Origin of the sequence: Aeromonas sp. 61P (assembly GCF_051919545.1) — a bacterium.
Lineage (GTDB): Bacteria > Pseudomonadota > Gammaproteobacteria > Enterobacterales > Aeromonadaceae > Aeromonas > Aeromonas veronii.
Genome location: NZ_JBQBEL010000001.1, coordinates 166,464 through 185,597 on the forward strand (window position 1 = coordinate 166,464; position 19,134 = coordinate 185,597).

Below are 19,134 nucleotides of genomic sequence, written 5' to 3' on the forward strand. Positions count from 1 at the left end.
TCATTTTTTATCATTTTACTGGATATCAACCGGCACGCTACCCTCCGCTCATCTGAAGTGGGAGGTGGTATGAATGCAGTAGGGATCGGTATCCTTTATCTGGTGCTGGGCAATATGGTGGCGGTTTTTTCCGATGCGCTGGTCAAGGTGCTGGAGCCGGATCAGCCCATCTTCCAGTTTGTCTTTTTCCGCCAGCTCTCGGCCGCCATTCTGCTGATGCCCTGGCTGCTCTGGTCATGGCGCCGCAACCCACCGGTGGCCATCAAGTGGCACCTGCTGCGGGCCCATATTTGGGCGGTCGGCGTCTGCCTGATGGTGGTGGCCCTCACCCGCTTGCCGCTCGCCACTGCCAATGCCCTCTTCTATGCCGCCCCCCTGATGATGGTGCCGCTGGCAGTGTGGATGGCGGGGGAAGCGATCTCGCGCCAGAAGGTGCTGACTGCGGTTATCGGGTTTATCGGGGTATTGATCGTGCTGCGCCCGACCGAGGTGAACTGGGCCGCACTGGCGGCGCTCGGGGTGGCGCTGTCGATGGCACTGAACAATCTGCTGATCAAGCGGATCCCGCTCAAGCAGCCCATCGCCCAGACCCTGTTTTTCACCAACGTGCTGAGCATGCCCTTCATTCTCGCGCTGGCCTGGTGGGAAGGGGGCGACTGGCAGTGGCAGATGTGGTGGCCCGCCTTTGGCTCCTCGGCGCTGATCATGGTCTATGCGGGATTGTGCGTGGTGGCCTATCGCAAGGCGGAGGCTAGCAAGATCGCCTCGGCGGAGTACACCGGTCTGCTGATGGCGGTGGCCATCGGGGTGTGGTTGTTTGACGAGCAGCCGGGCCTGCCGCTGCTGCTGGGCTGTATCTGCATCGTCCTGCCACTTATCGCCATGGCGCGCAGCAAGCCAAAACCGCTGGCCGAGCCAGCGCTCTAATACTCAGGGTCTCCCCAGAAGCGGGGCGACCCTTTGCTGCAGATGGGGGACGATCTCCTGCTCGAACCAGGGATTCCTCCTGAGCCAGAGGGTATTACGCGGGGAGGGATGCGGCAACGGCAGCCAGCCGGGGCCATAGTCGGCCCAGCTGCGCACCGTGTCGGTGAGTGACCCTTTGGCTGCCCCCCGCAGATAGTAGGCTTGTGAATATTGGCCGATCAGCAGGGTCAGTTCGATATTGGGCAACAGCATCAATACCTTGTCGTGCCAGGTGGGCGCACATTCGGGGCGCGGCGGCAGATCGCCGGATTTTCCCCTGCCGGGATAACAGAGCCCCATCGGCATGATGGCGATGCGGGATTCGTCGTAAAAGGTGGCCTTATCGACCCCGAGCCACTGGCGCAGCCTATCACCGGAGGGGTCATCCCACGGGATACCGCTGGCATGCACCCAGGTGCCGGGCGCCTGACCGATGATCAACAAGCGGGCACTCTCGGCCCCGCGGATCACCGGACGAGGCCCCAGCGGCAGATGAGCCTCGCACAGACGGCAGGCCCTGATTTGCTCAAACAACTTATCGATTCGCTGCATGACGTTGATAGTACCAGCATTTCCCTGTTTTCCCTCTTGTGGAAACAGGGCGCGCCCCCTACTATCGTCATGGGTGTTTAATTTAATAAACGGAAAATAATGAAAAACTGGCTAGGTACCGGCACCGCGACCCTCTCCTTCATCCTGTGGGGGATGCTGCCGCTCTATTATCAATTCATGCCCGAGGTCAACATGTGGGAGCTGATCTCCCACCGGGTGCTCTGGTCTGTGGTGCTACTGGGGGCCCTGTTTTTGCTGCTTGGCCACAAGGTGCCTTGGGCACAACTGCGCAGCGAGCCACGCCAGCTCGGCCTCATTCTGCTGGCGGGCCCCGTGATGTCCATCAGCTGGTGCATGTTCACCTGGTGCCTCACTACCGGGCAGGTGCTGACCACCAGCCTCGCCTTCTTTATGACCCCGCTGTTCAATATCGTATTCGCCGTCATCTTCCTCAAAGAGCGACTCACCCCGCAAAAGCATCTGGCGGTCGCCCTGGCGCTGGCGGGGCTCGCATACATGCTCTTCTGCTACGGCCAACTCCCCTGGTTCTCCCTCATCATGGGGGCCAACTTCGCCTGCTATGGCCTTATCAAGAAGAAGATCCACTACGACACCGGCACCTGCCTCTATCTGGAAGCCATGGTGCAACTGCCCGTCGCGCTGATCATCATCGGCACGCTGGCGTGGCACGGGGAGGGGGCATTCGTGAATGGGGATCTGGCCGACAAGCTGCTGCTGATGGGCAGTGCGCCCGCCACCCTGCTGCCGGTGGGGCTGTTCTGCTACGCAGTAGCGAGAACCCGGATGAGCACTGTGGGGCTGCTGCAATATATCGAGCCCAGCCTCGCCTTCCTGCTCGCCATCTACTGGTTTGGTGAGGCGCCGGACCCCATCAAGGCTGTCGGTTTCGCCTTTGTCTGGGCAGGTCTGCTGGTGAGCCTGTTACCGCTGCATCGGCTCAAGCGCCGCCCTCAGGGCGTACCGCGATAAGACTCCAGCACCTTGTGCCAACGGGGATCTCTGTCCATCTGCTCGGCGATGTCGTTGAGGGTGGCATGCAGCTCGGGGCGAGACTTGGGCAGCAGGATATGGCGGGTATAGCTGGATTGGGGGAAGGGCGAGATAAACAGCTTGCCCTGATAGTGCTGTGAGTCGATGAAAAAGCCCAGCGATGAACCACTCACCAGCGTCACATCGATGCGGCCGCGCACCAGCAGCTCAAGATTGGTCTTCACCTTCTTGGCATCCTGACGCACCAGCTCTCCCCGTGCAGCGGCATCATCGATCCCCTGATAGCGGTAGCCCTCCACCCCGCCAAACACCAACCCCTTGAGGGAGTCTGGCCCGCGATAGGTGACCGGGTTGTCAATGTTAGAGACCAGCTCGTTGGTGTCGCGCATCACCGGAAAGGTCCAGAGATAGCGCTCACGATGGGGATCTCCCACCCAGGCGGGATTGACCCAGACCACCAGACCGTCAAAGTCGGGATCTGCCATCTCCAGCGCCAGCCGGGCGCGATTGACCAGCCAAAGCTCGATTCTGGGTTCACCCCTCAGCTTTTCATTGAGATACTTGACCAGCTCGCGGCTCAGCCCTGCATCCACTCCGGTGTTGAAGGGGGGATGCTGATGGTAATCGTAGAGACGGATCGTCTCCCCCAGAGCCGGGACCGACAACAGTAACCACAACCAGAACCAGACTCTCATCGCACCTCCTTGAGCTGCCTCTGAGTTTGGCACAGAGAATTTGAATGAGAGAACCCGCGACCACCACTCCAGCGCCGCAACCATCCACCCCTGTCCGCTGGTCTGTCTATATAGTGCGTACTGCCACCGGCCTGCTCTATACCGGGATTAGCACGGACCCGCTGCGCCGCCTGCGCCAGCATCAGAGTGGCAAGGGCGCTCGCGCCCTGCGCGGCAAGGGGCCACTGACGCTGGCGTGGCAACAGGAAGTCGGCGAGAAGGGGGCGGCCCTGCGCATCGAATACCGCCTCAAGCAGCAGCCAAAATCCTTCAAGGAGCAGCTGATCCACAGCCCGGCACTCTGGCAGAGCTGGAGCCCCCAGTGGTTACCCGCAGCCACCCAGCCTTGAGGACGACAGGCAAAAAAAGGCCACTCGATGAGTGGCCGGAAAGGGGAAATCAGGGAGCATCACACAACGTCTTGCACAACCTCAGGCGGGTTAGAGGTAGGTATTGGAACGCTTGCTGCGGTTACTGATCAGCCAGCAAACTGCCAGCACCAGCAACAACCAGGGGGCCAGCTTGATGATCAGAGCAAGCATGCCGCCCAGTGCCCCAAGCAGCACGAACAGGCCGCTCACCAGCAACATGGCTACCAGGGTAAAACCGGTCAGTGCCATGACCAGCAGCACCACCAGCAATATGAAAAATTCCAGCATAACTTGCTCCTTATCAGTACCTTCTCTGCCGGCTGATCAACCCTTCGGTCAATCCAGCCAGCGCTTCAATTCATAACGGGGCGGCATCATCAGCACCGCCAGCAGATAGGCGGCCAGTGCCAGCGGCGGCATCAGGATCAGGGCGAGCAGTGCCACCACCCGCACCGTGACTCTGGAGACCCCCAACCGCCTGGCAATACCGGCGCAGACCCCGGTCAGCTTGCGATGCACCAGATCCTTGGGCCAGGGGCTCATGATTACACCTCCGCCTTCTGGCCTTTGAGGCGAGCCAGCTCGCGCTCGATCTCGTCATTGAGCTCCAGCTCGCGGAACTGGGCCTCCAGCGAGGGATTCTGCCCCAGGGTGGCCGCCTCCAGCTGGGCTTCCAGCTGATCGACCCGGCCCTGAAAACCATCAAAGCGCGCCATCAGCTCATGCATCCGCTGGTTGTCCACCTGGGCGCGAGCACGAATGCGGCTGTGGGCCGTCTGCTCGCGCAGGGTCAGCAGTTTTTGCTTCTCGCGCGCCTCGGTCAGCTTGGCTGCCAGCCGCTCGCTGTCGGCGGTGAGCTGGGCCAGCACCTCGGCCACCCGGGCCTTGTCCTGCTCCAGCTGTTCACATTTTTTGACCTCCGCCAGCTTCTCGGTGAGGGCTGCGCGGGCCAGATCCTCACGTCCCTTCTGAATGGCGAGCTCGGCCTTGGCCGACCACTCCAGGATCTGCGCCTGCAACGCCTGCTGGTGACGCTCCAGCTGCTTCTGTTCGGCAATCAGGCGGGCGGCCTGGGTACGCATCTCGACCTGCACCTGCTCCATCTCTTCGATCATCAGGCGCAGCATCTTCTCCGGCTCTTCACTCTTGTCGAGCAGGCTGTGCAGGTTGGCATTTATCACGTCGGTCAGGCGGCTGAATACGCTCATGGTCTGGCTCCTTGTTGATGGGATGGCTATCTCTTCCCATTGCATTACAAGAGCCGTGCCAAGAAAAATTATTGTTGTTTTACATATAGATGGGAATTTAATGAGGAAACTCAAGGATGGTTTATTGGTGAAAATAGCCAACCAGGTGGTGATTTTCACCAACAAAAAAGGGAGCCTGTGGCTCCCTTGTAGATTCGTCTGCGCTATCCGTCAGGCGGCGTGGCTGTGGCCCAGCTTGCTGTCCAGTTCGGCCAGCTTGGCCTCCATCCGGGCGCGGCAGGTGTCGGAGAGATCGCGAATGCCGCTGGCACCGTGCTCCTTGCTGCAGACCGGGGCCATCACTTCCACCAGCACTTCGCCGTTGTCCCAGCGATTGAGGTCGACCTGACCAAAGTAGCTGGAGCAGACGATGGGTACCACGGGGACTTCAGCCTGTACCGCAGTGTGGAAAGCACCCGCCTTGAACTGCAGCAGGCCACGTCCCTGGGAGCGGGTCCCTTCCGGGAACATCCAGATGGAGGTGCCACGATTCTTGATGCGATCCACCACCTGACCTATGGTGCCGATGGCACGGGAGCGGTTGGAGCGGTCAATCAGCACGTTGCCGGAGAGCCAGAAGATAAGGCCGAACAGCGGCAGCCAGAGCAGGCTCTTCTTGCCCACCGCCACCACGCCAGGCTGCACCGCACCGGTCACGGTGAAGATGTCGAAGTTGCTCTGGTGGTTGCAGACGTAGACCGCCGGGCCGACCGATTTGACCTCGTCGGCCACCGTCACCTTGACTCGCAGCCCGATCAGCGGGCAGACCGCGTGATACATGCGGGCGAAAACATAGACGTTGTTGGGATGGCGCGGACGAACCAGACAGAGCAGCAGGCCGAACAGGAACCAGAAAATGAGCAGCAGACCAAGCAGCAGCACACGGGCAATTTTGAGCATCGAACACCTCGAGTTTTAACTCGGCGCAGTATACTGATCCCCCTTTTAGCGAACAAGCGTTCGCCAAACAGAACCGACCACCCTCCCCGTCGCGCCACCCACAGTCCTGCTCATCAATACGTCGCCGACTTGCCCCACCCGCCATTGGTCGTTAGGATGGCCCCATCTTGATGGACGGGGCGAACATGATTTTGCAACAACGGGTAGCGAAACATCTCCTGCTGCTGGTCTGCCTGCTGGTGCTCAATTGTGCTGCCCAGCCGCTGGCCCGGCTTGCCCTGCTCGATCACGCCCTCAGCTGTCAGGCACTGCCCGTTCCAGGCTCGGCAACGGATCAAGAGGATGCCAAACCGGCCAGCCCGCAGCCCACCAGCTGCCAGCTCAACGGCAAGTGGCTAAGCGCCGCCACCCTGCTCTGCGTCGAACAGCTCTTCTTTGCCGTGGCCGTACTGATCGCCCTGCTGGCCCCCCTTTGGCGCTACACACCGCCACTGCCCCCTCCCAGAGTCATCTCGCCGCCCGAGCGGCGTCTGCACCTCACCCTCTGCGTCTGGCGGGAATGAGTTTGGCAGCGTTCTTTCGTTAGCTGTCACTCATTTTTGCGAGACCAAAAAGATGTCGAATCTCTTCAAGACGGCCCTGCTACTGGGCGGTCTGCTGTGGCAATCCATGGGATTGGCCAGCGACACGGGCTGGCTCACCAGCCCACAGAATGATCACGCCCGGGTACGGCTGCAGGCCGACCGCAGCACTGCAGATCAGACCCGCATCCTGCTCGATGTCGAGCTGGAGTCAGGCTGGAAAACCTACTGGCACAGTCCGGGAGAAGGGGGCATTGCCCCCCAGATCCTGTGGGATGAGCCGGTCGGTGCCTTTCAGTGGCGCTGGCCGGTGCCACGCCACTTCGAGGTAGCCGGGCTCAGCACCCAGGGTTATCAGGGTGATGTGACCTTCCCTCTGAGCCTCAACTATCCCGCCGGGCAACCGCTCAAGGGGACTCTACGCCTCTCCACCTGCAGCAATGTCTGCATCCTGACCGACTTCCCCTTCACCCTCGCGGTGGATGGGCAGGCCCCGGCCGACTTCGATTTTGCCTGGGCGAAGGCGATGAGCACCCTGCCCCAGCCGCTGCCTGCCGAGACCCGGATCGAACTCGGCTATCAGCACAACCAGCTGCAACTGCGCGCCGAGCGGGCAGAGGGCTGGCAATCACCAGCGCTCTTTATCGACGCTCTGGAGGGTGCCGAGTTTGGCAAACCGGCGCTTGAGGTCGAGGGCAACACCCTGATCGCCCGGGTGCCGGTGAGCGATGGCTGGCAGGGGGATGCGCCGGATCTGCGCGGCCAATCCCTCGGCCTGCTGCTCACCAGCGGCGAACAGGCGTGGCAGGGCAAGGGGACGATCGGCGCGCCACTCGCGCTACCCAACCAGAGTCATTCGCTGTTCTGGTTGCTGGGGGCGGCGCTGCTCGGCGGCCTGATCCTCAACCTGATGCCCTGCGTGCTGCCGGTGCTGGCGCTCAAGCTGGGAACTGTGTTGCAACATCAGGAACGTGAACAGGGAGCGGTGCGCAAGCAGTTCCTCGCCGCCAGCGCCGGGATCATCGCCTCCTTCTGGGTGCTGGCCGCCATGAGCAGCCTGCTGCGCGCCACGCAAGGGGCCGTCGGCTGGGGCATCCAGTTCCAGAGCGCCGGTTTTATCGGCTTGATGGTGCTGGTCACCCTGCTGTTTTGCGCCAACCTGTTGGGGCTGTTCGAGATCCGCCTGCCCAGCGCCCTCAGCACCCGCCTCGCCACCAGCGGCGGCAACGGCCTCGGCGGTCACTTCCTGCAGGGGAGCTTCGCCACTCTGCTGGCGACCCCCTGCTCGGCCCCCTTCCTCGGTACCGCGGTGGCCTTTGCGCTGGCGGCGCCACTTGGCCAGCTCTGGCTGATCTTCACGGCATTGGGGATTGGCATGAGCCTGCCCTGGCTGCTGGTGGCGGCCCTACCACGGCTAGCCCTTTGGTTGCCGAAACCAGGGCGCTGGATGAACCATCTGCGCATCCTGCTCGGCCTGATGATGCTGGGCTCCAGCCTCTGGCTCACCAGCCTGCTCGACAACCATCTCGGCACTTATGCCACCGGCTGGCTGATGGTTGCCATGCTGCTGGCACTGCTGATTGGCATCATCTGGCGTTACGGCATCCGCGGCTTCACACTGGCGATCGCCCTAGCAGCCCTGATTGGCAGCCCCCTGCTGCTGAGCGGTGCCTTTAGCGCGCACGGCTCGGCCAGCGTTGACAAGGTGGTCTGGCAGCCGCTCTCTGAACGCGCCATCACAGATGCGCTGGCCCAGAACAAGCGGGTCTTTATCGATGTCACCGCCGACTGGTGCGTTACCTGCAAGGCCAACAAATACAACGTGTTGCTGCGCGATGAGGTACAACAGGCCCTCTCGGCCCCCGATGTGGTGGCCCTGCGCGGCGATTGGAGCAAACCAAGCGACACCATCGCCGCCTTCCTGCGTCAGCGGGGCGCGGCTGCGGTTCCCTTCAACCAGATTTACGGCCCGGAGTTGCCGCAGGGGGTCACGCTGTCACCCCTGCTCGACAAGGACGATCTGCTGACCACATTGCACAAGGCTGGCCTGCTTCAGGCTGGCACCACCCGATTTTAAGGAGTACCCATGAAACCGACTCTGAGCGCCCTGACCCTGCTGGCCTCCCTTTCCGCAGCCCTGCTGGCTCCGGCCCTGCACGCCACCCCCTTCACCCCGGAGCAGGAGGCCCGCATCAAGGAGCTGATCCGCGAGACCCTGATCGCCAACCCCAAGATCCTCGACGAAGCGGCCGAATCCTGGGAGAAACAGAACGCGGCAGCCCAACAGGCGCAACTTGGCAACTTCATCAAGGGCAACAAGGATGTGCTGTTCAACAGCCCAACCAGCCCGCGCCTCGGCGCCAGAAACCCCAAGCTGACGCTGGTGCTGTTCACCGACTACAACTGCCCCTACTGCAAGCAGTTCGATCCCCGGCTGACCAAGCTGCTCAAGGCCTATCCCGACGATCTGGGACTGGTGATCAAGCTACTGCCGTTCAAGGGGCAGAGTTCTGCCAAGGCGGCCCAGTACAGCCTGACCCTGTGGCAGCAGGATCCGGCCCGCTTCCTCGCCCTGCATGACAAGCTGATGAGCAAGCAGGGGATGCTGACCGAGGCGGACATCAACAAGGCGCTGGCCGCCACCGGCAACACCGCGCTCAAACCGGCCGCCAAGGCGATCGAAGAGCTGCGCAACAGCCTGCGCATCGGCACCATTCTGGGGGTACAGGGCACTCCGGCGACCCTGATTGGCAACCAGCTGGTGCCAGGCGCCATCCCCTATGAGGAGCTGGAGCAACTGGTGAAGGCCGAACTGGCCAAGCAGGGGTAAGGGATGACCACCAATCCTCAACCCCGCTGGCGCCGCTGGGGCAAGGAGGCGCTCTGGCTGCTGCTGATGGCGCTGATCATCTCGACCCTGCTGGATCTGTGGCGCAGCCCGACTCTGCCGGAGGGAGCGATGAGCGCCCCCGTCACCCTGCAGGATGGCACCAGTACGGATCTCGCCACCCTGAGCCGCGGCAAGCCGCTGCTGGTTTACTACTGGGCCAGCTGGTGCGGCGTCTGCCGTTTCACCACCCCGGCCGTGCAGCAGCTCTGGCAGGAAGGGGAAAACGTGCTGACGGTGGCACTGCGCTCCGGCAATTCGGAACAGTTAGGCAAAGGGATGAGCAAGAAGGGGCTCACCTTCCCGACCCACAAAGACGAGTCGGGGGATCTGGCCGCCAAGTGGCAGGTAGGGGTCACCCCGACTTTTCTCGTCATCAAGGATGGGACGCTTGTGAGCAGCACCACCGGCTGGAGCTCGAAGTGGGGCTTGCAGCTGCGGCTCTGGTGGGCGTCGCTCTAGCCACGCAACAACATTGCCTCAACAGGGCCATCCCAACTGGATGGCCCTTTTTTATGCCGACCTTTTATCCCGACATCAGGCGGGGAGCTGCATCCCGCGCACCTGAGCCAGCAGGGCGGTCACCGCCGCCGAGCGCAACGCATCCGGGGCGTAGCAGAGCCCCACCCGCCGCTTGAAGGAAGAGGCCGCCAGCTCGGTGACTGTACAACCGGGCGGGCAAAGCGAACGGGGCAACCAGCCGATCCCTGCCCCGGCGGCCACCATGGTCGCCGCCAGTCGCAGCGACCCCGCCCGCCGTGGATAGATCGGCGCCTGATTGCCGAGGATGGCGATCAGCCGCAGGTGGGAGTCGTGGCGCGGGCAGGTGACCCAGGGTTCATCCGCCAACGCTGCCGGAGTGAGCGCCCCCTTGCCTGCCAGCGGGTGAGCCGGTGGCAGCACCAGTACAAACTCCTCCTCCAGCAGGGGGATAAAGAGCTCGTCACCACAGCGCAGGGATTCACACCCCAGCCGCACATCGCCACAGCAGCCCTCCTCCAGAGTCAGCAGGATCTCCTCGTGGGCTAGCGCCCCGTTGACCAGCGCCCCCACCACACCATCGCCAAGGTCTGCCTCAATCCCCACCGTCAGCTCGAGGCAGGGGGAGGTTTCACGAAACTCGCGGGCGAGGGAGTCGGTGTCGGCGATCAGCCGCTTGGCGCGGGGATAGAGCCGGTGCGCCGCTTCGGTCCCCTCCACCCCGCGCGCCTGCCGCACAAACAGGGTCACCCCCAGCTCATCCTCCAGCGTTTTGATGGTGGTGGAGAGGGTGGGCTGGGTAATGAAGAGGCGGGTAGCGGCCGCCGTGATGTTGCGCTCCTCGAAGACAGCCACAAACGCACGCAGGGTTCGCACATCCATAGAATTCACCTATACCAGACAGTCATAAAAGCCATTTTTCACGGCGACACTGGGCAAATATAGTGGCTTACCTGCCACAAGGCATCTCAATTCCCTATATCAGCGTCTATCAATACCGTCAGGAGCCATCATGCGCCCTCTCTCTGTCATCGGCCTCGGGGCCATGGGCTCCGCCCTCGCCACCACCTTGCTCAAGGCGGGCCATCCGGTCACCGTCTGGAATCGCAGCGCCGCCAAGGCCGCCCCGCTGCAAGCGCTGGGCGCGACTCTCGCCCCCTCGGTTGGCGCGGCTATTGCCGCAAGCGATATGACCCTTGTCTGCGTCGATAACTACGCCGTCAGCCAGCAGTTGCTGGATGAGGCGAGCGATGCGGTGGCGGGCAAGCTGCTGGTGCAGCTCTCTACCGGCAGCCCGCAGGGGGCCAGAGCGCTGGAGAGCTGGAGCCATGCCCGCAGTGCCCGTTATCTCGATGGCGCCATCCTCTGCTTCCCGGATCAGATCGGCACCAGCGATGCCAGCATCATCTGCTCGGGGGCCATCGCTGCCTTTAGCGAGGCCGAGCCGGTGCTGCGCCTGCTCGCCCCCACCCTCGACCATGTGGCCGAGGCGGTGGGCGCCGCCGCGGCGCAAGATTGTGCCGTCGCCGCCTACTTTGCCGGTGGTCTGCTCGGTGCTCTGCACGGCGCGCTGATCTGCGAGGCGGAAGGGTTGCCGGTGGCCAAGGTGTGCGCCCAGTTCAGCGAGCTCTCGCCCATTCTCGGTGGCGATGTGGCCCACCTTGGCAAGACGCTGGCGAGCGATGATTTCGATCACCCCTACGCCAGCCTGAAAACCTGGAGCGCCGCCATCAGCCGCTTGGCCGGTCATGCCACCGACGCCGGGATCGACAGCCGCTTCCCGCGCTTTGCCGCCGATCTGTTTGAGGAAGGGGTGGCGCAAGGGTTTGGTCAGCAGGAGGTGTCAGCCCTGATCAAGGTGTTGCGGGCTCGCAACGGAGCGGCACAATGAACGAGCTGACCAACCAACCCCAAATTGCGCTGGTCACCGGCGCCGCTGGCGGGATTGGCCGCCAGCTCTGCATCGGGCTGGCCGAGGCAGGTTATCGGGTGATCGCCACCGATCTGGCCCCTCACGCTTTTGACCATCCCGAGATCCACTTTCACCCCCTCGATCTGCGGGACGAGCAGGCCATCGAACGCCTCTTTGCCGAGGTGCGTGCGCAGCATGGCGGCATCCACTTGCTGATCAACAACGGCGCCATCAGCAAGTTCCACACCCGCTTCGAGGATCTGAGCACAGCCCAGTTCGATCAGGTGATGACGGTCAATGTGCGCGGCGCCATGCTCTGCTCCCGCGCCTTTGTGCAGGCCAACCGCGATCTGCCCTATGGCCGCATCATCAATATTGCCTCCACCCGCTGGCAGCAGAACGAACCGGGTTGGGATGCCTACGGCGCCTCCAAGGGGGCGCTGGTCGCCCTCACCCAGTCCCTCGCCAACTCGCTGGCCGACCATCCCATCACGGTCAATGCCATCAGCCCGGGCTGGATCCAGGCGGAGGATTATCACACCCTGACCGAGGCGGATCATCGCCAGCACCCGAGTGGCCGGGTCGGTCGCCCCGACGACATCACCCGCGCCTGCCTCTTTCTGGCGGATCCTCGCAACGACTTTATCAACGGTGCCAATCTGGTGGTCGATGGCGGGATGAGCAAGAAGATGATCTACCACACCTCCGCCTCCTTCTGGGAGGAGTAACCTCTGCGGCGGCAGCCCGATTTGCGCTGCCGCCGCCATCTCACCCCACACTAGCCCCTGACCATTTTTTCATCGCCTTCCCGTGCCCGCCCCTTGCACTGGCCAGACCGACTGGCAACAATAGACGCTCAACTGACACCTCTTCATCTCGCCCGTTAATTGATCGCCCAACTCATCGCGTTGGCGGGCTGTTTCCGTTAAAATGACGGGTTTTTGCCGTGCCTGGTTTGCCAATCCCCACCATCAGGCACTCGCAGCGTGAATCCTATGATGCCAGTGATGCAGGATCTGCCATGAACAACTACTTTCGGGTGCTGGGCGTCAAGTCCAACGCCAGCGAAAACGACATCAAGAAAGCCTATCGTCGGCTGTCGAACCAGTACCACCCCGACAAGCTGCACGGGGCCAGTGAAGAAGAGAAAGAGCAGGCAGCCATCAAGCTGCACCAGGTAAAGCAGGCCTATGAAGTGCTGTCCGATCCGAAACAGCGGGCCGCCTTTATCAAGGATTTCAACAACGTCATCGTGACCGACCCCGCCTCCGCCATGCAGGAGATGTGGGATCAGTTCTACCCCTGAAACAGCAGGCAGAAAGAGCAACTATGCAAAAGAGATGGGACCAGGCGCGGCTCAAGTCGCTGCAAAGCGATGCCAGCGAAAACATCGAATCCTACCGGGATCAGGACGACCCCAAGGGGCTGGAACAGTTCACCGACCAGATGAAGAGCCTGCTGCTGGCTGATATGAGCATGCTGGAGTTTATGCCCGAGTATCTGCCGCTGGCCCTCTATGGCCGGGTGCAGTTCCCGGCCAAGGCCAAGTCGCAGTGGAACAAGTGGCTCACCAGCGGCGAGCAGCCGGGCTGGGACGAGTTCAAGGTGAGCGTCGGCTTCAACAACGCCGCCCTGCCGCTGGTCAAAGCGGTGCGGGCCCAGAGCGAAGATCAGCTGATGGAAGCCTGCGCCGTGCTGTTCCTGCTCGACAACCCGCTACCGCGCGGCAGCCACCGCGGCGATGACGACTATGAGCTGCGCGACGAAGAAGATGAAGACGGGGAAGATGCCGACGCCGACTACCACGGCGGCAGTAACCGCTATGGTGATGACGACGGCGATCAGGATATGTACGACGAAGTCCGTTTCTAATTGGGGCAAGGCATGAGCAACAGTCTGATAGAAATTACCGCCATCGAGATCAAAGAGCTGGCCGTTATCGAGCCGAAGCAGGCCAGCGAGAAGTTCGAGCTGATCGCCAAGACCATGTCTGACGACCAGCTGGCAGAAGTGATTGAAAACATTGATATCGTTACCCTGACCCAGATTAACGGCCAGCACGATATCTCCTTCCCCTCCATCATCTCCGAGCTGATGACCCCGGAGCGGATCCGCGACATCGTCTGCCAGCAGCCGCTCTATTGGGAAGAGGCGATCAAGAACAACGCCGACGAGCTGCAACAGCACACCTTCGACTTCCTCAACTACCTGATCCGCACCCAGGATAGCGAAGCCAAGCAGCGGGAGATCCTCGAGTGCGTGGCCGAGGATCCGGCCGGTCTCTTCTACCTCGCCATCCCCTTTATCGAGTTCTATCGCGGCGATCGCTATGAAGAGGACGAAGGCTATCGCGACGTGCTGCACGCCGAAGAGGAAGATCTCGAAGAGTCCCTGCGCTACAGCGAGCGCCAGCAGGCCGAAGACAGCCACGACTATGCGCTGGACGACCCCCGCAGCCTCTTGATGCTCATTCGCGAGCTGGCCCCCGAGGTGGAAAAATCCATCAAGTCGCTGCTGCGCAACGAGCACTCCACCTGGGACGGCATCATCAACAAGTTTGCCGCCGAGCTGGTGATGCAGGCCAAAGAGAAGAACAAGGTCGAGGAAGACGAGTACGGCGACGTCGACGACATGTTCAGCTTTCTGGATTAAGGAGCCCATTCATGCAGTTAGTCATTCGCGATGCCAACCAGGGCCCCTTTCTGACCCAGGTGCTGCGCTTTGGCCGCGACAACGAACTCTTGAGTCAGCAGCAGCTCGCCGCCATCAAGGGCAAGGCGGTGCTGATGAGCCTCAAATTCGCCGACAAGTACTACAACAAGTACAAGATGCACCTGCTGGAGCAGGCCGCCCACGACGTCATCGGCGTGGTGAGCCTCGGTCTGCAGGAGCTATCCCAACGGGATCCGGCCAAGGCCCTGGCCCTGTTGCAGGCGCCGGAAGGCCCCATCAAGCCGTTCCAGAAGGGCTGGTCCATGCTCATCACCGTCAGCCCCAAGCAGGCTGGCAACAGCCTCTACGGTGACGTGGATGCGCGGCTCTTGGACAAGATCTCGAGCCCGCCCGATGTGGAGGAGTGGCAAGGGTGGCAGGAGTACGAGAAGGCGCTGACCGAGCACAACAAGAGCCGCCTGATGGAGCTCATCGACCAGCACTTCTTCGCCTGCGAGAGCGACCACCCCACCATGGAAGACAAGCTGGCCGAAGCGCTGCTCTACCGCATCCTCTGCGGCAAGGGCAGTGGCGCCGCCCCCCTCAAGGTGAAGCAGGATCTCAAGCGCAAGCTGGCGCGGGAGATTGAGCTAGACGAGGGCTGGTACGACACCGACTACCTCGCTGCCCAGCTCGCCCTGATGCTGGGCGCGCTGCCCGCCGACATGGCCGCCGCCCTGCGTCAGGAGCTGAGCCCGGGCTTTGTGCCCAACCTGCTGCATACCCTCGGCTTTGTACGCCAGTACCAGCTGCTGCAAAAAGAGAACGCCTCACCGGAGAAGCTCGACAACGTCGAGATGCGCGCCGGTCTCAAGCACCCGCTGCTCGGTTGGCCGCTCTACCACGACTTCTAAGGCCGCTTTCGCCGCCTCTGTTGTTGCCCCCAATGTGGGATAACCCAACGCCCGGCCCGCCGGGCGTTGTTCTATCCTCCCCTCACCTCTCCCAAGCAAAGAGAGAACACGCGCAAGTCACCCTGAGGCAACCCCTTCTCTTCCCGATATTTATTCACTCAAGACCCGAGGATGAATAAACAACCTGCAATACAACAACTTGGCACCAGCTGCGTTTCGGGGCAACAAAGCGGGACGAAGATCCCGTTACAGCGCCATAATCGGCACCAAATAGCCGACTGGATCACATCAACCGTGTCGCAATCACGTGGTAAATCGAGCTAAAACCACGGCTCAATCACGCATAAAAAGGCGGAATAGATCAATAAAAAGCAATTAATCGCGCCAGATTAAATTTCAGGTATGGCTATTTGCACCGCTTGGCCGCTAAATGACAGACCGGCCTTCAGACCAGCATGGAAGCGCACAAGGCTAGCCGGCAGCAGACCGGTACGCTCTCAGGATGAGTTGTGATTTTCTCTTCTCACAGGAGACAGACCGTGAGCGCTTCGACACCACACCCTCATCACGCCGCCGTCCCACCCGGCTCAGGCGCCCTGTTCTTTATCCAGACCTTCTCGACCCTGGGGTTTGCCGTGCTCTACTCCACCCTGGTGCTCTACGCCACCAAGCGGCTCGGCTTCAGTGAATCCCAGGCCAACGCCATGATGGGGGTCTTCGGGGCCTTCAACTATGGCCTGCACCTGTTTGGCGGCTATCTCGGCGGGCGCTACCTCAGCAACCGCAACCTGTTCGTGATGGGGATGGTGCTGCAGGTGATCGGCTGCTACTTCATCGCCGAGATGGGGATCACCGGCCTCTACTGGGGGCTCGCCATGTTCCTTACCGGCAGCGGCCTCAACGTCACCTGCCTCAACATGATGCTGACCCAGCGCTTCGCCCCGGATGATCACCGCCGAGAGAGCGCCTTCCTGTGGAACTACGCCGGGATGAATCTGGGCTTCTTTATCGGCTTCACGGTAGCGGGCTACTTCCAGCTCACCGAGGATTACCGCACCCTGTTCCTGTTTGCGACGCTGGGCAACATCATTGCCATCATCGCTACCTTCGCCTGCTGGCCCATTCTGGCAGATATCAGCACCCCGCTGCGCCATGTCAAAGGGAGCGGCTTCTACCGCCGAATGCTGGCCGGCCTCGCCATTCTGGCCATGCTGGTGCCCGCCCTGCGCCTGCTGCTGACCCACGCCAGCTTCAGCGGCAGCTTCGTGCTGATCCTGGGGGCCGTGGTGCTGGTGCTGCTCTGCGTGATGACCGCCCGTCACTCGGACGCCGCCGAGCGCAGCCGCATGGTGGCCTACCTGATCCTCGCCCTCGGCTCCCTCATCTTCTGGTCGCTCTACCAGCTGGCGCCCATGGGGCTGATGCTCTTTTCCGAGCACAACATCAACCTCAACGTGTTCGGGCTGCGGGTCGCCCCCCAGTGGATCCAGAACATCAACACCCTCGTCATCGTCATCGGTGGCCCGCTGATGGCGCTGCTGTTCAAGCGACTGCGCGAGCAGGGCTGGAATATCGACATCCCCTCCCAGTTTGCCGCCTCCCTGTTCTGCATGGGGCTCGGCATGCTGGTGCTGCCGATCGGCATTCATCTGGCGGGGGCCGACGGGCTGGTCGCCTTCAAGTGGATCGCCATCAGCTATGTGCTGCAGAGCTTTGGCGAGCTGCTGATCTCCCCCATCGGCTACGCCATGATTGGCAAGCTGGCCCCCGCCAGCCTGCAAGGCTTGATGATGGGCTGCTGGATGATGGTGACCGGCATCGCCTCGGTGCTGGCGGGCTATGTCTCCGGCGCCATGCCGCAGAATATCGGCAGCTCTCCGGTGGCCACCAACCCGGGCTACAGCTCGGTGTTCAATATGCTCGGCTGGGGCTCGATGGCGGGCGGGATCGTCCTGCTGTTGCTGGTGCCCCGTCTGCGCCTGCTGATCGCCTCGAAAATCACCCCACCTCCGGCGGCGACAGCTATCCCCGTCTGATCGGGCTCGGGCCAGCCATTTCAGTGGCCCATGCCAGTGCGAACGGTTGAATCAGCGGCACTGCTGTTAATGCAAAGGGCCCCGCCATCATGGATGGCGGGGCCCTCTTTTTTGGGGGGTGGATGGCTCTTTTTCAGGTTGGCAACCTGGCGCCTGTTGCGGCGTTTGCCCTATTGTCAGCTTCCTCTCACCCTAACCCTCTCCCAAAGGGAGAGGGGATCAGCACCTGCCAACCTGAAGCCCTAGCTGTCACGCTTAGCTATCACGCCATACCACGGTCACTATCAATGGCTGCGATCTCTGCTCCCTTCTCCCACTCTTTGTCATAGATAAGGGGAGAAGGGTCGGGGATGAGGGGAGCAAACCATCGACAAGCAGCAGAACGTTAAAGAAAACAGATAGAAGTAGGGTCGATTAGCGAAGCGTAATCGTCCACACCGCAATCTCGGTGGCGATGGACATAGAGAAGAGATCAACTGGCGCACCAACATAATAGCGGCAACCTGTTTTCGCGATCATCTGATTACGCTTCGCTAATCAGACCTACGTGCTGCGTCACTCCTCAGGTGAGGTAGTTCAGGTGAGATAGTAACGCCACGACCGGACCGGTTCGGCGAAACAGACCCGGATGCAAAAGGGCGCCAGATCGTGATTGGCCTGCTCCAGGCTGAGGGTCTGGTGGGTATCTTCCTGGCACCACTGCACGAACTCGCCGCTGTTGAAGCTGTAGTGATCCCCGTGAAAGACTCCGTGGGCCTCGATCAGTCCAATGGCTTTGTCGATCTCCATGATTGGCCTCCTGGCACTGTGTGCTCCCTTCAAGCTTAGTTAGCGGGGACGAGTAGGGACGATTAGCGCAGCGTAATAGGTCGCGCCATTGACCCAGTGGCGATAGGAAAAGGGATAAAAGAGGGTTGGCGACAGAACAGCGGCAACCGGCTTTCGCGAACGTCTGCTTACGCTTCGCTAATCTAACCTACGGCCCTGAAAAGACTGTATTATTGTTACCCCTATAGACGTGACTATAGTCACAATAATCTGGAGTAATATATTGGTAGACTATCATTAAATATATTCACAACTTAATACACATGGGAATATGCACTTTCAAAACACAACAGAAGGTTAAACTATGAACTCTCAGCGGATATCCAGCTTTTCAGAATTTATATCGTCTATAGAAAACCTCAGTAATGGCGCTGAATTGATGCTATTCAGAGGGCAAGCTAGAAAAGGAAACTTACTTCCAAGTGTTGCGAGAGAAAAACCTCATTTAGATTCAACTAATGATGAAAAGAATCTCCTGCAAGAACTTAGAAGAATGGGAAGTTCTATTCTCCCAAGAAACGATATGGATGATTGGGAGTTAATGGTCGTGGCACAACATTTCGGCATGAAAACTAGGCTCTTAGATTGGACAAGCAATCCACTTGCGGCTCTATTTTTTGCCTGTAATGATTGGCAGTCTGGTGACGTTTATGTTTATGCATTAAAAGCTGATGAATTTTTAAGCGAACCGAAAAAAGGACCATTTGATAAAGGGGAAACTCAAGTTATAAAGCCAACTTTGAATAACCCAAGAATAATCGCTCAGCACGGCTGGTTTACAGCACATAAATATTCAACATCCAACAATAGGTTTGTTTCTTTAGAAAAGAACAAAAAAATAAAAGACTCAATTCAAGAAATTGTTATCCCACAAGAAAATAGAGAGTCTCTATTAAAATCATTAGACCGACATGGTGTTAGTAGTCGAACTATATTTCCTGATTTGGAAGGGTTATGTAAATATATTAATTGGAAGCATAGGAGTTCATAAAAATCAGTTCAACGTTATTAAAAAAACTTAAAATGAAAAGAAGTGTCACTTTTTTGTTAAGAAGGGCGCTTT

At 60.4% G+C, this 19,134-nt stretch carries 23 protein-coding genes; 15 read left to right on the forward strand and 8 right to left on the reverse strand.

The window, feature by feature from the left end; all coding sequences use genetic code 11:
- The first annotated feature begins 69 nt into the window (after positions 1–69).
- Positions 70–927, forward strand: a complete 858-nt coding sequence (locus tag ACTG2O_RS00845; protein ID WP_058057958.1) for a DMT family transporter — start codon at positions 70–72, stop codon at positions 925–927.
- A gap of 3 nt (positions 928–930) precedes the next feature.
- Here the strand turns inward: ACTG2O_RS00845 and ACTG2O_RS00850 are convergent, their stop codons facing one another.
- Positions 931–1,518 carry a uracil-DNA glycosylase family protein gene (locus tag ACTG2O_RS00850; RefSeq protein ID WP_439975218.1) on the reverse strand — a complete coding sequence of 196 codons (588 nt, stop codon included), beginning with the start codon at positions 1,516–1,518 and terminating at the stop codon, positions 931–933.
- A gap of 99 nt (positions 1,519–1,617) precedes the next feature.
- On the opposite strand from ACTG2O_RS00850, the gene rarD reads away from it, so the two are divergent.
- Positions 1,618–2,508, forward strand: a complete 891-nt coding sequence (gene rarD, locus ACTG2O_RS00855; RefSeq protein WP_139440940.1) for an EamA family transporter RarD — start codon at positions 1,618–1,620, stop codon at positions 2,506–2,508.
- On the opposite strand, the gene ACTG2O_RS00860 is transcribed toward rarD, so the two are convergent.
- Positions 2,490–3,224 carry a substrate-binding periplasmic protein gene (locus ACTG2O_RS00860; protein ID WP_236341438.1) on the reverse strand — a complete coding sequence of 245 codons (735 nt, stop codon included), beginning with the start codon at positions 3,222–3,224 and terminating at the stop codon, positions 2,490–2,492. The two genes, rarD and ACTG2O_RS00860, sit on opposite strands and share 19 nt — an antisense overlap.
- A 44-nt stretch (positions 3,225–3,268) precedes the next feature.
- Between ACTG2O_RS00860 and ACTG2O_RS00865 the strand changes: the two genes are divergently transcribed.
- Complete coding sequence (locus ACTG2O_RS00865) at positions 3,269–3,613, forward strand: GIY-YIG nuclease family protein (protein WP_111900253.1); 345 nt, start codon at positions 3,269–3,271, stop codon at positions 3,611–3,613.
- 90 nt (positions 3,614–3,703) lie between these two features.
- Here the strand turns inward: ACTG2O_RS00865 and pspG are convergent, their stop codons facing one another.
- The 4 genes from pspG to ACTG2O_RS00885 all read right to left on the reverse strand — a co-directional run bounded on the left by pspG (position 3,704) and on the right by ACTG2O_RS00885 (position 5,781).
- Positions 3,704–3,922: an envelope stress response protein PspG gene (gene pspG, locus ACTG2O_RS00870; protein ID WP_005335871.1), complete on the reverse strand. Its 219-nt coding sequence runs from the start codon at positions 3,920–3,922 to the stop codon at positions 3,704–3,706.
- Positions 3,923–3,970: 48 nt separating this feature from the next.
- Positions 3,971–4,177 (reverse strand): PspC domain-containing protein, encoded by a 207-nt coding sequence (locus ACTG2O_RS00875; protein ID WP_043826074.1) that lies wholly within the window; start codon positions 4,175–4,177, stop codon positions 3,971–3,973.
- 2 nt (positions 4,178–4,179) lie between these two features.
- Positions 4,180–4,842 (reverse strand): phage shock protein PspA, encoded by a 663-nt coding sequence (gene pspA, locus ACTG2O_RS00880; protein WP_439975219.1) that lies wholly within the window; start codon positions 4,840–4,842, stop codon positions 4,180–4,182.
- Between the two features lie 210 nt (positions 4,843–5,052).
- Complete coding sequence (locus ACTG2O_RS00885) at positions 5,053–5,781, reverse strand: 1-acylglycerol-3-phosphate O-acyltransferase (protein ID WP_429035909.1); 729 nt, start codon at positions 5,779–5,781, stop codon at positions 5,053–5,055.
- Positions 5,782–5,966: 185 nt separating this feature from the next.
- On the opposite strand from ACTG2O_RS00885, the gene ACTG2O_RS00890 reads away from it, so the two are divergent.
- The 4 genes from ACTG2O_RS00890 to ACTG2O_RS00905 are packed head-to-tail and all read left to right on the forward strand — an operon-like array spanning position 5,967 to position 9,711.
- Entirely contained in the window at positions 5,967–6,344 is a 378-nt protein-coding gene (locus ACTG2O_RS00890; protein WP_005335876.1) for a hypothetical protein, read from the forward strand.
- A gap of 52 nt (positions 6,345–6,396) precedes the next feature.
- Positions 6,397–8,439: a protein-disulfide reductase DsbD family protein gene (locus ACTG2O_RS00895; protein ID WP_439975220.1), complete on the forward strand. Its 2,043-nt coding sequence runs from the start codon at positions 6,397–6,399 to the stop codon at positions 8,437–8,439.
- 9 nt (positions 8,440–8,448) lie between these two features.
- The gene (locus ACTG2O_RS00900) at positions 8,449–9,192 is read left to right on the forward strand and encodes a DsbA family protein (protein WP_439975221.1); all 744 of its coding nucleotides are present in this window, start codon (positions 8,449–8,451) and stop codon (positions 9,190–9,192) included.
- A gap of 3 nt (positions 9,193–9,195) precedes the next feature.
- The gene (locus ACTG2O_RS00905; protein WP_439975222.1) at positions 9,196–9,711 is read left to right on the forward strand and encodes a protein disulfide oxidoreductase; all 516 of its coding nucleotides are present in this window, start codon (positions 9,196–9,198) and stop codon (positions 9,709–9,711) included.
- A gap of 75 nt (positions 9,712–9,786) precedes the next feature.
- Here ACTG2O_RS00905 and ACTG2O_RS00910 read toward each other — a convergent pair whose 3' ends face one another.
- Positions 9,787–10,611, reverse strand: coding sequence for a LysR family transcriptional regulator (locus tag ACTG2O_RS00910; RefSeq protein ID WP_439975223.1), 825 nt, complete (start codon positions 10,609–10,611; stop codon positions 9,787–9,789).
- A gap of 130 nt (positions 10,612–10,741) precedes the next feature.
- On the opposite strand from ACTG2O_RS00910, the gene ACTG2O_RS00915 reads away from it, so the two are divergent.
- The 7 genes from ACTG2O_RS00915 (at position 10,742) to ACTG2O_RS00945 (ending at position 17,243) form a co-directional block, all read left to right on the forward strand.
- Positions 10,742–11,620 carry an NAD(P)-dependent oxidoreductase gene (locus tag ACTG2O_RS00915; RefSeq protein ID WP_439975224.1) on the forward strand — a complete coding sequence of 293 codons (879 nt, stop codon included), beginning with the start codon at positions 10,742–10,744 and terminating at the stop codon, positions 11,618–11,620.
- Complete coding sequence (locus ACTG2O_RS00920; RefSeq protein WP_439975225.1) at positions 11,617–12,369, forward strand: SDR family NAD(P)-dependent oxidoreductase; 753 nt, start codon at positions 11,617–11,619, stop codon at positions 12,367–12,369. Before ACTG2O_RS00915 ends, ACTG2O_RS00920 begins: the two co-directional genes overlap by 4 nt.
- Before the next feature lie 293 nt (positions 12,370–12,662).
- Complete coding sequence (gene atcJ, locus ACTG2O_RS00925) at positions 12,663–12,947, forward strand: cold adaptation protein ActJcold adaptation protein ActJ (RefSeq protein ID WP_005343121.1); 285 nt, start codon at positions 12,663–12,665, stop codon at positions 12,945–12,947.
- A gap of 23 nt (positions 12,948–12,970) precedes the next feature.
- Complete coding sequence (atcA, locus tag ACTG2O_RS00930) at positions 12,971–13,513, forward strand: cold adaptation protein AtcA (protein ID WP_439975226.1); 543 nt, start codon at positions 12,971–12,973, stop codon at positions 13,511–13,513.
- A gap of 12 nt (positions 13,514–13,525) precedes the next feature.
- Entirely contained in the window at positions 13,526–14,293 is a 768-nt protein-coding gene (atcB, locus tag ACTG2O_RS00935) for a cold adaptation protein AtcB (protein WP_026035107.1), read from the forward strand.
- 11 nt (positions 14,294–14,304) lie between these two features.
- Positions 14,305–15,207, forward strand: coding sequence for a cold adaptation protein AtcC (gene atcC, locus ACTG2O_RS00940; RefSeq protein ID WP_019446673.1), 903 nt, complete (start codon positions 14,305–14,307; stop codon positions 15,205–15,207).
- Positions 15,208–15,746: 539 nt separating this feature from the next.
- Positions 15,747–17,243: a peptide MFS transporter gene (locus ACTG2O_RS00945; RefSeq protein ID WP_439975227.1), complete on the forward strand. Its 1,497-nt coding sequence runs from the start codon at positions 15,747–15,749 to the stop codon at positions 17,241–17,243.
- Between the two features lie 576 nt (positions 17,244–17,819).
- Here the strand turns inward: ACTG2O_RS00945 and ACTG2O_RS00950 are convergent.
- Positions 17,820–18,032 carry a hypothetical protein gene (locus tag ACTG2O_RS00950; protein ID WP_439975228.1) on the reverse strand — a complete coding sequence of 71 codons (213 nt, stop codon included), beginning with the start codon at positions 18,030–18,032 and terminating at the stop codon, positions 17,820–17,822.
- Between the two features lie 343 nt (positions 18,033–18,375).
- On the opposite strand from ACTG2O_RS00950, the gene ACTG2O_RS00955 reads away from it, so the two are divergent.
- Positions 18,376–19,062, forward strand: a complete 687-nt coding sequence (locus ACTG2O_RS00955; RefSeq protein WP_301481947.1) for an FRG domain-containing protein — start codon at positions 18,376–18,378, stop codon at positions 19,060–19,062.
- Positions 19,063–19,134: the final 72 nt, after the last annotated feature.

What these genes read in the sequence shown, in the direction of transcription:
- ACTG2O_RS00845 (WP_058057958.1), top strand. Translation starts at nt 70, where the DNA reads ATGAATGCAGTAGGGATCGGTATCCTTTATCTGGTGCTGGGCAATATG.
- ACTG2O_RS00850 (WP_439975218.1), bottom strand. Translation starts at nt 1,518, where the DNA reads ATGCAGCGAATCGATAAGTTGTTTGAGCAAATCAGGGCCTGCCGTCTG.
- rarD (WP_139440940.1), top strand. Translation starts at nt 1,618, where the DNA reads ATGAAAAACTGGCTAGGTACCGGCACCGCGACCCTCTCCTTCATCCTG.
- ACTG2O_RS00860 (WP_236341438.1), bottom strand. Translation starts at nt 3,224, where the DNA reads ATGAGAGTCTGGTTCTGGTTGTGGTTACTGTTGTCGGTCCCGGCTCTG.
- ACTG2O_RS00865 (WP_111900253.1), top strand. Translation starts at nt 3,269, where the DNA reads ATGAGAGAACCCGCGACCACCACTCCAGCGCCGCAACCATCCACCCCT.
- pspG (WP_005335871.1), bottom strand. Translation starts at nt 3,922, where the DNA reads ATGCTGGAATTTTTCATATTGCTGGTGGTGCTGCTGGTCATGGCACTG.
- ACTG2O_RS00875 (WP_043826074.1), bottom strand. Translation starts at nt 4,177, where the DNA reads ATGAGCCCCTGGCCCAAGGATCTGGTGCATCGCAAGCTGACCGGGGTC.
- pspA (WP_439975219.1), bottom strand. Translation starts at nt 4,842, where the DNA reads ATGAGCGTATTCAGCCGCCTGACCGACGTGATAAATGCCAACCTGCAC.
- ACTG2O_RS00885 (WP_429035909.1), bottom strand. Translation starts at nt 5,781, where the DNA reads ATGCTCAAAATTGCCCGTGTGCTGCTGCTTGGTCTGCTGCTCATTTTC.
- ACTG2O_RS00890 (WP_005335876.1), top strand. Translation starts at nt 5,967, where the DNA reads ATGATTTTGCAACAACGGGTAGCGAAACATCTCCTGCTGCTGGTCTGC.
- ACTG2O_RS00895 (WP_439975220.1), top strand. Translation starts at nt 6,397, where the DNA reads ATGTCGAATCTCTTCAAGACGGCCCTGCTACTGGGCGGTCTGCTGTGG.
- ACTG2O_RS00900 (WP_439975221.1), top strand. Translation starts at nt 8,449, where the DNA reads ATGAAACCGACTCTGAGCGCCCTGACCCTGCTGGCCTCCCTTTCCGCA.
- ACTG2O_RS00905 (WP_439975222.1), top strand. Translation starts at nt 9,196, where the DNA reads ATGACCACCAATCCTCAACCCCGCTGGCGCCGCTGGGGCAAGGAGGCG.
- ACTG2O_RS00910 (WP_439975223.1), bottom strand. Translation starts at nt 10,611, where the DNA reads ATGGATGTGCGAACCCTGCGTGCGTTTGTGGCTGTCTTCGAGGAGCGC.
- ACTG2O_RS00915 (WP_439975224.1), top strand. Translation starts at nt 10,742, where the DNA reads ATGCGCCCTCTCTCTGTCATCGGCCTCGGGGCCATGGGCTCCGCCCTC.
- ACTG2O_RS00920 (WP_439975225.1), top strand. Translation starts at nt 11,617, where the DNA reads ATGAACGAGCTGACCAACCAACCCCAAATTGCGCTGGTCACCGGCGCC.
- atcJ (WP_005343121.1), top strand. Translation starts at nt 12,663, where the DNA reads ATGAACAACTACTTTCGGGTGCTGGGCGTCAAGTCCAACGCCAGCGAA.
- atcA (WP_439975226.1), top strand. Translation starts at nt 12,971, where the DNA reads ATGCAAAAGAGATGGGACCAGGCGCGGCTCAAGTCGCTGCAAAGCGAT.
- atcB (WP_026035107.1), top strand. Translation starts at nt 13,526, where the DNA reads ATGAGCAACAGTCTGATAGAAATTACCGCCATCGAGATCAAAGAGCTG.
- atcC (WP_019446673.1), top strand. Translation starts at nt 14,305, where the DNA reads ATGCAGTTAGTCATTCGCGATGCCAACCAGGGCCCCTTTCTGACCCAG.
- ACTG2O_RS00950 (WP_439975228.1), bottom strand. Translation starts at nt 18,032, where the DNA reads ATGGAGATCGACAAAGCCATTGGACTGATCGAGGCCCACGGAGTCTTT.
- ACTG2O_RS00955 (WP_301481947.1), top strand. Translation starts at nt 18,376, where the DNA reads ATGAACTCTCAGCGGATATCCAGCTTTTCAGAATTTATATCGTCTATA.